Below are 11,684 nucleotides of genomic sequence, written 5' to 3' on the forward strand. Positions count from 1 at the left end.
AACAAAAATCGAACATTGTCGGGAAGCGGGATAAAAAAAGGGAGCCCGCAGGCTCCCTTGATGCAAATAGTACGGAATTAGAACTGGTAAACCAGGCCCAGCGCAACGATATCATCGGTAGCGATACGCGCGTCACGGGTGAACTGGTTTTCGTCCAGCAGGTTGATTTTGTAATCAACGTAGGTGGACATGTTTTTGTTGAAGTAGTAAGTCGCGCCTACATCAACATATTTCAGCAGATCCTGGTCGCCGTAGTTGTTCACGCCGTTGGAGATGTCTTTACCTTTGGACTGCAGGTAAGCCACGGACGGACGCAGGCCGAAGTCGAACTGGTACTGAGCAACCACTTCGAAGTTCTGCGCTTTGTCAGCAAAACCGTAAGCAGCCGCGCTGGAGTCGCCGCCGAAACGGGTCGCGTTGTAAGTCTGGGTGTACTGTGCAGCCAGGTACAGGTTGTTGGCGTCGTATTTCAGGCCGCCAGAGTAGGTTTCTGCGTGGTCGCCGTTGCCGTAGATGCCCGCCAGGTTGTTCTGGTCAGCAGTACGTTTGGAAGAGGACATCGCACCGCCGATACCGAAGCCAGCGCCCAGATCGTAGGTCACAGATGCGCCGTACGCGTCACCGTTCTGTTTCAGCACGCCACGACCGCCGAAGTCTTCGCCGCTAACGCTGCCATTTTTACCCTGGTATTGCAGAGCAAAGTTCAGGCCGTCAACCAGACCGAAGAAGTCGGTGTTACGATAGGTAGCAACACCGTTTGCACGGGATTGCAGGAAGTTATCAGAACCGTAAGTGTCGCCGCCGAATTCCGGCAGCACGTCAGTCCAGGAAGTTACGTCATACACAACGCCGTAGTTACGACCGTAGTCGAAAGAACCGGCGTCGCCCACTTTAAGGCCTGCGAACGCCAGACGAGTCCAGGCGTCGTTTTCGCTTTCAGTCGTGTTGCCCTGAACCTGGTATTCCCACTGGCCGTAACCGGTGATCTGGTCGTTAACCTGGGTTTCGCCTTTGAAGCCGAGACGAATGTAAGTCTGATCGCCGTCAGAACCATCGTCATCAGAGAAATAGTGCAGACCGTCTACTTTACCGTACAGGTCTAATTTGTTGCCGTCTTTGTTATAAACTTCAGCCGCATTTGCAGTACCTGCGATCAACAGCGCGGGTACCAATAAGGACAGGACTTTAACTTTCATGTTATTAACCCTCTGTTATATGCCTTTATATATGCCTTTTTCTTATTACCACTGCTTACTGATTAATCCTCTAATCAGTCGGCGACCCCATTGTCCAAAACAAATACAGATTAATCCAATGCGAATATGATACTAAAACTTTTAAGGTGTTTCATTTTGCATTATAGGTGTAACAACATGTAAAAATGAGGGAACTTTTTTTAGCACGAATAGCTAAAAATAATCGCACTGATAATCAAAAAATACCAATACTTCATTAATAACAATGATTTAAAGAAAAGCCTACTTTACCGCACTGAATGATAAAACCTTTTCTCTTTTCATCACTAAAATAGATATCGCTATCATCATTAACTTTATTTATTACCGTCATTCGATCCCGAATGTCAGTTTTACCCCTATTTCAACCGGATGCTTGCATCCGGTTTTTTTTACGCTTCTTTACGTTACCTGTATGAATTTGTGCTACGGCATTATTCCTTGACGCTCTATCCAGCGACGCGGGAACAAAGCAACATAATTAAATTCACCGCTTCGATTTGCTTATTTGTGCTATTACCGCTTCGCTTCACTTCTTTTTTTCGTATTCATTCCAGTGCGTTATTTTTTTAACGGGGCGCTGAAATTGTCCACTGCGGGTCCGCTCACCGAACCAGCTTTCGCTTGTCTGGTCTGGAAAATCACGCTGTTCGCTTTATACTGCGGTGTCGGTATCTCTGCGCGCCTGCAGCCGGGTACTGCGAACGCGTCACGGAATCGACGCTCTGTGCTTTTTTTATTGCGCCTTTAGCCAGCGGACAACACACGATAATGAGTCAGTCAGACACAATGATCCCCAACAAGTTTTCTTTGATGCCGGGCAGTATCACGCGCTTTTTTCTTCTGCTTATCGTGGTCCTGCTGGTCACTATGGGGGTGATTACTCAGAGCGCCGTGAACACCTGGCTTAAAGATAAAAGCTACCAGATTGTGGATATCACCCATGCGCTGCACAAGCGTATTGATACCTACCGCTACGCCACCTGGCAGATCTACGACAACATCGCCCCTTCCACCTCGCCTGCGAACGAAGGGTTGCAGGAGACCCGCCTGCGTCAGGACGTTTACTACCTTGAGAAACCGCGCCGGAAAACCGAAGCGCTGATTTTTGGCTCGCACGACAGCTCAACGCTGGAGATGTCCCAGCGGATTTCCAGTTATCTGGATACGTTATGGGGCGCCGAGAACGTGCCCTGGTCAATGTATTATCTCAACGGCCAGGATAACAGCATGATCCTGGTATCGACGCTGCCGCTGAAAGATCTCTCAACCGGCTTTAAAGAAGGGTCGATCAGCAATGTCGTCGATTCGCGCCGCGCGGAGATGCTGCAACAGGCGAACGCGCTGGACGAGCGTGAAAGTTTCTCCGCCCTGCGCCGTCTCGCCTGGCAAAACGGCCACTACTTTACGCTGCGCACCACCTTTAACCAGCCAGGCCATCTGGCGACGGTAGTGGCGTTTGATTTACCGATTAACGATCTGATCCCGCCTGGCATGGCGCTGGACAGCTTCCGTCTCGACCAGGACAACACCCAAAGCGTCCAGACCGGCAATGACCGTGAAGATCCGGACAGCGTGACCATTAACTTCAACAGCTCGCGTATCGAGATCACCTCGCCGCTTAACTCCACCCACCTGAAGCTGGTCTGGGAAGTGCCGTTCGGTACGCTGCTGATGGAAACGCTGCAAAATATCTTATTGCCGCTGCTGCTGAATATTGGCCTGCTGGCGCTGGCGCTCTTCGGCTTTACCACGTTCCGCAACCAGCCGACCCGCCAGGTGGAAAACAGCGCGCCCAACTCCTGGCAGGGAGAGATGAAAAAGCTGCGCGCGCTGAATGAAGAGATTGTCTCGCTGCTCCCGCTTGGCCTGCTGGTGCACGATCTCGACTCGAACCGCACGCTGATCAGCAACGGCATCGCCGATCATCTGCTGCCGCATTTAAACCTGCAAAACATTACCGCGATGGCCGATCAGCACCAGGGGGTGATTCAGGCGACCATTAATAATGAGCTGTATGAAATTCGCCAGTTCCGTAGCCAGGTGGTTCCTCGTACTCAGATCTTCGTGATCCGCGAGCAGGATCGGGAAATTCTGGTGAATAAGAAGTTGAAACAGGCGCAGCGCCTGTATGAGAAAAACCAGCAGGGCCGCGCGGCCTTTATGCAGCATATTGGCGAAGCCCTGAAAACGCCGGTGATCAAGCTGGCGGAACAGGCCGGGCTGGTAGCCGGCACCGACAACCGCGCGCTGATTAACCAGGCTGACGAGATCGTGCGGCTGGTGGATGAAATCCAACTGCTCAATCTGCTGGAAACCGAAAGCTGGAAAACCATGCCGAGCGAGTTTTCCATCCAGGAAGTGATTGATGAGGTCGTGCCGCAGGTGCTGCCTGCCGCCAAGCGCAAGGGCCTGCAACTGCTGGTTAAAAATCAGCTGGCTGCGAATGAAAGTCGCTACGGCGATCGCGCCGCGCTGAAAAAAATCCTGCTGATGCTGTTGCAGTACGCGGTCACGACCACCGACATCGGCAAGATCACGCTGGAAGTCAGCCAGGAAGAGTCGGCGAGCGAACGCCTGACCCTGCGCATTCTGAATACCGGACAGGGGCTGACCGCGCAGGAAATCGACAATCTGCATTTCCCGTTCCTTAACGACACCTCTGCCGATCGCTTCGGTAAAGCCAATGGGCTCACCTTTTATCTGTGTAACCAACTGGCGAAACAGCTGGGCGGTTATCTGAATATTAAATCCCGTAATGAACTTGGCACGCGTTATTCGCTGCATCTCAATATGGCGGTGGAATCAAAGGAAGAAGAGGACGAGGAACGCTTGCTGGATGAGGTCGTCGCAATGGTTGACGTCACCTCAAATGAAGTGCGTGCGGTAGTGGTCCGTCTGCTGGAGAGCTGGGGGGCGAGCTGCATTACCCCCGACGAACGGCTGATAAGTCAAGAGTTTGATATTTTCTTAACTGATAATCCGTCAAATCTTACAGCAACCGGCCTGCTTTTAAGCGATGATGAGGACCGCGTACACCAATTAGCGCCGGGAAAACTGCGGGTTAATTTTAATATCAGCGCTGCGTTGCAGGAAGCAGTGCTACAACTTATAGAAGAGCAACTGGCGCAGGAAGCTTGCCCGGAATCGCCTCTGGGCGGCGATGAAAACGCGCAACTTCACGCCAGCGGCTATTATTCTCTGTTTGTCGACACAGTACCGGACGATGTGAAGAGATTGTATACTGAGGCAGCGACAAGCGATTTTGCTGCGCTGGCTCAGACGGCGCACCGCCTGAAAGGGGTGTTCGCCATGCTCAATCTTGTCCCCGGCAAGCAGTTATGTGAAACGCTGGAGCATAATATTCGCAAGAAGGATGCTCCAGGTATTGAAAAAGATATCAGTGACATTGACGCCTACGTCAATCGCTTGCTGTAGCAAGGTAGCCTATTACATGAACAATATGAACGTAATTATTGCCGATGATCATCCGATTGTACTGTTCGGTATTCGCAAGTCTCTGGAACAGATCGAATGGGTGAATGTTGTCGGCGAGTTTGAAGATTCCACAGCACTGATTAACAATTTGCCGAAGCTTGACGCGCACGTGTTGATCACCGATCTCTCTATGCCGGGCGATAAATACGGTGACGGCATTACGCTGATTAAGTACATCAAACGCCATTTCCCGAATCTGTCTATCATCGTATTAACGATGAATAACAACCCGGCCATTTTAAGCGCGGTGTTGGAGCTGGATATCGAAGGGATTGTTCTGAAGCAAGGCGCGCCGACGGATCTGCCGAAAGCGCTGGCCGCGCTGCAAAAAGGCAAGAAATTCACCCCGGAAAGCGTGTCCCGCCTGCTGGAGAAAATCAGCGCCAGCGGCTACGGCGACAAACGCCTGTCACCGAAAGAGAGCGAAGTGCTGCGTCTGTTTGCTGAAGGCTTCCTGGTGACCGAGATTGCTAAAAAGCTTAACCGTAGTATTAAAACCATCAGCAGCCAGAAGAAGTCGGCGATGATGAAACTGGGCGTAGATAACGACATCGCCCTGCTCAATTACCTCTCCTCGGTGACGCTCGCGCCATCCGATAAAGAGTAAGGCCTTTGACAATGCCCTCCGATGGAGGGCATTTTTATCTGCGCGCTTCACGCACCCTTTCCGCATACAGCGCCAGTGTCTGTTTCAGCACGTCCAGCGTCACCGGTTTCGACAGACAGCTGTCCATCCCCGATTCAATACAGCGCTGCTTCTCTTCCGCTAACGCATTCGCCGTCACGCCCACCACCGGCAGTGTCAACCCAAGCTGACGAATACGCTGTGTCAGGCGATAACCGTCCATATTCGGCATGTTGACGTCGCTGAGCACGATGTCGATGTGATTTTTCGCCAGCACGCTTAGCGCGTCGACGCCGTCATTGGCGGTTTTACACTGGTAGCCCAGCGAGCCCAGTTGATCGGCCAGCAGGCGGCGGTTGATTGGATGATCGTCCACCACCAGAATCATCATGTCATCGTTCTGCTCGCTGGTCCCGGTCGGGGCGGGCAGCGCGCCGTTCATCCCCGTCGCGCCGACATCAATACTGTAAATGCGGCCCAGCAGGGCAATCAGATCGTGCGGTGCCGCCACGCTTTGCAGCCATACGCCGGGGCGTTGTTCAAAGGGTACGCCAATATGGCGACGGCTGAAGACAATGGTTGCCCGCCCTTCCCATTCGCCGTCAAGCACATCGTCGGTAATCAGCACGTCATCAACATCGGCGCGCTGCCCTTCGTAACGCTGGGCACGGATGCCGCTATGTTCAAGCAGCGACTCCAGATAGCTGTGCAGAGAGGCATTGCGCACCGCCAGTAAGCAGCGCTTATCGCTCAGGCCTTCAACGCCGTCACCCGGCGCGGCCTGCGCCTGATACAGCGGGATACGCACCGTGAACTGGCTTCCGAGGCCCGGTTCGGTATCAATGGCGATATCGCCGTCCATCATGGTGGTGAGCTTTTCACAAATCGCGAGGCCCAGCCCGGTGCCCTGGAAGTTACGCTGCACGCCGGTTCCCACCTGGAAGAACGGATCGAAAAGCTTCACCACCTCTTTCGCCGGAATGCCGACGCCGGTGTCCCGCACCCGGAAGCGCAGATAACCATCGGCCCGATCGACATGCAACACAATGCAGCCGACGTCGGTAAATTTGATGGCGTTGCTCAGCAAATTGGAAATCACCTGCTGGATGCGGATCGGGTCGCCCTGTAGCGTCAGCGGCACATCCGGCTCGATAAAGCAGTACAGGCCGAGCTGCTTGCGCACCACCAGCGGTAAATAGTTGGCGGTAACATGGCTCATCAGCTCGCGCGGCGAGAATTCACGCGGCTCAATTTTCAGCTGCTCGGATTCAATTTTCGAGAAGTCGAGAATATCGCTGATGATCTTCAGCAGCAGGCTGGAGGAGTTATTCATCGCGGTAACCAGGCGGTCCACCCCTTTCGGCAGCGCTTTGGTCTGCAGCAAATCAAGGTTGCCGATAATCCCGTACAACGGCGTGCGCAACTCATGGCTGACAGTGGCGAGGAACATCGATTTCGACTGGCTGGCCTGCTCTGCCGCCTGCGCCATATCCTGCAGAGACTCTTCCATTTTGACGCGGGCCGACACGTCCACCAGCACACAAATCGCCACGTTTTCATTGCGATAACGGGAATGGACAAAGCTAATTTGCAGATTGGTATTGTTACTGGTCAACACGTCGACAAAGTTAACCTGCTGGCCGCAGATAATCTGCGTCAACCGCTGTCGGTCCTCGTGGGTCAGCATATTGAGATAGTTATGCGCCAGCTCGTTACTGAGGATATTCGAGCCGTCCTGGGTGCGCAGAATGCAGATCCCCACCGGCGCGGAGGCGACGATTTTGCGGTTAAACTGCTCATGCTCTTCCAGGCGCTGGGCATCCACTTCCGCCGGAATAAAAATCCGCCGTTCATACATGCGCGCCAGGGTAAACAGCACAATCCCCACCAGCACGTTGAGCAGCACGGCGTTCAGAATCAGCATCCGGATGCGCTCCAGCACCATATCCACCGGCACCGAATAGACGATGCTCAGGGAAGACGGCGGCAGGTTCTTTTTGAGGATTAGTTCTTTAAAGCCCGCGGTATAGCCAAACCAGGCGCGATCCTGCACCCAGCGCGCATCGGGGACAATGCGGGTTTCCGGACCGGTTAGCGAAATCAGCGGATGACTGTTTTCATCAAGAATGGTCACGCCCATCGGCAGGCTGCCGGGGGTGAAAAAGTTCTCCACGCGGATGGTCTGCTCGGTGCCTAACAGCGCCTGCAGGCGGTTGGCGAGATAGACCGGCGTGATGGCGTAAAAATTCCCTACGCCGGGGCGCGGCCCCTGCCCTATCCAGTACAACCCGTTGATGCGCTCTTCCTGCGGCTGGTTGCGGTATTTGACTATTCGATCGTGGAACGATTTCAGAATGCTGTCGCGCTCCACCGGGCGGTCGCGCAGGCCGAAATTCGCCATACACATGTCCTCGGTCCCGATCAGAAACACGCGATTTAAATCGTAAGCCGCCGAAAAGTTATCCCGCCAGTAGCGTAAAAACCAGGACATGGATTGCAGCGATCCGCGCCACGCGTTGCTCATCGCGTTGCAATCGGAATCCGACCACAGCGGCATAAAAGCCGGGATTTCCACGCTGGCATCGCGCTTGCCCGCGCTTAACAGCGCGCCGTCCGGGGTGTTGAGCCGGTTTTCGGCAATATACTTCAGCTCCTTCATCACATCCGAGGTGCGCTGAATATAGCGCTGGGCCTGATCGAAGCTCAGGTTAAACTCCTGGCGGATTTCCGACTCTTTGTCATGCAGAGCGCTGACAATATAAAACACGGAAAACAGCATGATCAGGAGCCATAGCAATAACGCCAGGGCGCGAAACAGATAGCGAGAAACTTTCAGCGTGGTGCGAAAGGAGACGAAGTATTTCAAAGTGGTTCCGGTCGCTGTGGCAGGTAGTAAAAGAAATAATGCCGTTAAGGTAGCCGTAAAACGCCAGAGCCGCAATCTTCAGTGTTTGTCTGTATTTTGAACGCCAGCCGGGAAACAACGGAGAATTCCGGCGATAATCGTTTTTTGCTTCTCAGGGACAGGGATTTTTAGCCGTGCGCTTTTCACACTTACGGAAGATTCTCAAGCCGCTTATCCCCCGTAAACTCCGTAATCAGCTTATCGTGATGGCCGTTTGTATGGTTTCCATCCCCGTGCTGACCATGGGATACGTGGTGGATAACGAAGGGCGGGCAGCGCTGATTGCCGAAAAAGAAAAGAAGCTAATGGCGGTAACGCGCCTGCTCGACGAGGCGTTGGGCGACACCTTTAGCCAGCCGATGACGTTGCCCCGCGCCCGGCAAATAACCGCATTAAATCAGCAGCTCAGCGAAACAACCGAACATATCGCCCAGGCGTTTCCCGGCATCGGCGCGGGATATTACCATCGTAAGCTGGATGCCATTATTACCTATGCTCCGCAGGCACAGTATAAAAGTAATGTTGGCGTAACCATTGCGCCGGAGCATCCGGGCCGGGCGGTTATGGCCAGCCGTGAACCGCGCGTCTATTCGGGCAAGCAGGTACGCGGCCATATCCTCAACGCCATGATCCCCATCGTCCGCCACGGCGAGGTACAGGGCTATATCTGGGCCAACGAGCTGTCGGAAGATATCAGCCTTCAGGCGGAGCGTCTGGACTGGAATATCGTGATGGTGCTGTCGATCGGACTGCTGCTCAGCCTGCTCTTGATCGTGCTGGCTTCGCGGCGCTTCAGCGCCAGTATTGACGTCATTACTCATGGCCTGGACAACCTTGCCCAGGATCACCATACCCGTCTGCCGGAACTGCCTGGCGAGATGGGTAAAATCAGCCACAGCGTCAATATGCTGGCCCAGACGCTGCGTGAAACCCAAACCCTGAACGATCTGATTATTGAAAACGCCGCCGACGGGGTGATCGCGGTGGATAAACAGGGCCGGGTCACCACCATGAATCCGGCGGCCGAGCAGATTACCGGCTATTCCCTCCATGAACTGCTCGGCAAACCCTACTCCAGCATTTTTATTGATACCGGCTTTGACAGCCCGGTGCTGGAAACCCTGCAACAGGGCACCGGCCATGTGGCGCTGGAAATCAGCTTCCCGGCGCGCGAGCGCACCATCGAAATCAGCGTGACCACCAGCCAAATCCATAATGCGCGGGGGGCGTTGATCGGCGCGCTGGTGATATTTTCTGACTTAACCGCGCGGAAAGAGACCCAACGACGGCTGGCCCAAACGGAACGCCTCGCCACCCTGGGCGAACTGATGGCCGGCGTCGCCCATGAGGTGCGCAATCCGCTGACGGCGATTAAAGGCTACGCGCAGATCCTGAAACAGCATGACTTACAGCCAGCGCATCAGCAGTATCTGGCGGTGATCTTAAAAGAGATCGACTCGATTAACCGGGTGATCCAGCAGCTGTTGGATTTTGCCCGCCCGCGCCACGGGCTGTGGCAGCCAGTCCACCTTAATCAGCTGCTCGATGAATGTCTGGTGCTGATTCAAACGTCCGGTCTGGAAGCACGCATTCACTTCGCCACCCACTACGACAGCGCGTTGCCCCCTATTAACGCCGATGGCGAACTGCTTAAGCAGGTGCTGCTGAATATCCTGATTAACGCCGTTCAGGCCATCAGCACCCGGGGCAACATCACCATTCGCACCCTGCGCTGGGACGACGCCCATCAGGCGATTGCCATTCAGGATGACGGTTGCGGCATCGCTCCTGAACATCAGAAAAAAATCTTCGATCCCTTTTTCACGACTAAAGCCTCCGGGACCGGGCTGGGACTGGCGCTCAGCCAGCGGATCATCAACGCCCATCACGGCGACATCCAGCTGGTGAGCGAGCCCGGCCGCGGCGCGACATTTACCTTAATTTTGCCGCTTCACTTTCAGGGAACGCAGCCGTTATGAAACCCATGTACCGCATTCTGATTGTCGACGACGAAGAAAACGTGCGTCTGATGCTCAATACCGCCTTTACCCTTTCCGGCCATCACACCCTGTGCGCGCGCAACGGCGTTGAGGCGCTACAGCTCTTTCGCGACAGTCAGCCGGACGTGGTGCTCATGGACATCCGCATGCCGGAATTAAATGGCCTTGAGGCGCTCCAGCAGATGCATGCCATCAACCCGAAAATTCCGGTGGTGCTGATGACGGCCTATGCCGCCGTGGAAACGGCGGTGGAGGCGCTGCGCAAGGGGGCGTTTGACTACGTGATCAAACCCTTCGACCTCGAAGAGCTGAATATGGTGATTAACCGCGCGCTCCAGCTCCAGTCAATGAAAGAAGAGATCCGCGAGTTGCACCAGGCGCTGAGCGAGAGTTGGCAGTGGGGGCATATTCTGACCAATACGCCGTGCATGATGGAAATCTGCCGCGATACTGCGAAAATCGCGTTGAGTAACGCCAACGTCTTGATCTCCGGCGAAAGCGGCACCGGCAAGGAGCTGATCGCCCGCGCCATTCACTACCACAGCCGCCGCGCCAGCGGGCCGTTTATCAAAATCAACTGCGCCGCCCTGCCCGATTCGCTGCTGGAAAGCGAGCTGTTCGGCCATGAGAAAGGCGCGTTTACCGGCGCGCAGGGGCAGCGTCAGGGGCTGTTTGAGCGCGCCCATCACGGTACGCTGCTGCTGGATGAAATCGGCGAAATGCCGCTCAATTTACAGGTAAAACTGCTGCGCGTCTTGCAGGAGCGGGAATTTGAGCGGGTTGGCGGCAATCAGACCATCAAAGTGGATATCCGCATACTGGCCGCCACCAACCGGAACCTGGCGGAGAGCGTGGCGCAGGGGCTGTTTCGCGAAGATCTGTTTTACCGGCTCAACGTAATCCATCTGGAAATCCCTCCGCTGCGTCAGCGGCATGGCGACGTCCCGCTGCTCGCCAACCATTTTGCCCAAAAATTTGCCGCGGAAAATCAGCGCGACATTATAGAAATCGATCCGCATGCGTTGGCGCTGCTCAATCGCTGGCCGTGGCCCGGCAACGTGCGGGAGCTGGCTAACGTGATGGAGCGCGCGGTGATCATGAGTACCGGCGTAGTGATCTTCGCAGACGATCTCCCGCTGGAATTCCAGCGCGGATCGGCAGCCCCGGAAGGCGCACCTCCGCCCGCCATCATGCCGGGCGGCCTGAAAGACGCCGTTAAAGCCTATGAAAAACAGCTGCTGCTGGGCGCGTTAGCCAGACATGACGGAAACCGCACCCATACGGCCCTGGAACTGGGCATCAGCCGTCGTGCGCTGATGTACAAACTCCAGGAATACGGCATCGACTGACCCCGCCCGCAACCATTTATTGCCAGGCAAAGATTTGCGCACTGTGCAAGTTTTTGCCTGGTTCCAGCCTGG

The 11,684-nt window shown here is 54.7% G+C and carries 6 protein-coding genes; 4 read left to right on the forward strand and 2 right to left on the reverse strand.

Going from position 1 to position 11,684, the window contains the following annotated elements; all coding sequences use genetic code 11:
- Window positions 1-77 precede the first annotated feature (77 nt).
- A complete protein-coding gene (locus tag GV764_RS12560; RefSeq protein ID WP_125291585.1) occupies window positions 78-1,196 on the reverse strand; it encodes a porin OmpC in 1,119 nt (372 codons plus the stop codon).
- An 810-nt stretch (window positions 1,197-2,006) separates the two neighbouring features.
- Between GV764_RS12560 and rcsD the strand changes: the two genes are divergently transcribed.
- Together rcsD and rcsB are read left to right on the forward strand one after the other, a co-directional pair.
- Entirely contained in the window at window positions 2,007-4,673 is a 2,667-nt protein-coding gene (gene rcsD, locus GV764_RS12565) for a phosphotransferase RcsD (protein WP_161660447.1), read from the forward strand.
- Window positions 4,674-4,689: 16 nt separating this feature from the next.
- Window positions 4,690-5,340, forward strand: a complete 651-nt coding sequence (gene rcsB, locus GV764_RS12570) for a response regulator transcription factor RcsB (RefSeq protein ID WP_125291583.1) — start codon at window positions 4,690-4,692, stop codon at window positions 5,338-5,340.
- A gap of 34 nt (window positions 5,341-5,374) precedes the next feature.
- On the opposite strand, the gene rcsC is transcribed toward rcsB, so the two are convergent.
- Window positions 5,375-8,224, reverse strand: coding sequence for a two-component system sensor histidine kinase RcsC (gene rcsC / locus GV764_RS12575; RefSeq protein ID WP_161660448.1), 2,850 nt, complete (start codon window positions 8,222-8,224; stop codon window positions 5,375-5,377).
- Between the two features lie 197 nt (window positions 8,225-8,421).
- On the opposite strand from rcsC, the gene atoS reads away from it, so the two are divergent.
- On the forward strand, window positions 8,422-10,242 hold the full coding sequence (gene atoS, locus GV764_RS12580; RefSeq protein ID WP_161660594.1) for a two-component system sensor histidine kinase AtoS: 1,821 nt from the start codon (window positions 8,422-8,424) through the stop codon (window positions 10,240-10,242).
- Window positions 10,239-11,612: an acetoacetate metabolism transcriptional regulator AtoC gene (atoC, locus tag GV764_RS12585; RefSeq protein ID WP_161660449.1), complete on the forward strand. Its 1,374-nt coding sequence runs from the start codon at window positions 10,239-10,241 to the stop codon at window positions 11,610-11,612. The genes atoS and atoC overlap by 4 nt, the downstream gene beginning before the upstream one ends.
- Window positions 11,613-11,684 lie beyond the last annotated feature (72 nt).

This window comes from Atlantibacter hermannii, from assembly GCF_009907385.1.
Taxonomy (GTDB): Bacteria; Pseudomonadota; Gammaproteobacteria; order Enterobacterales; family Enterobacteriaceae; genus Atlantibacter; species Atlantibacter hermannii_A.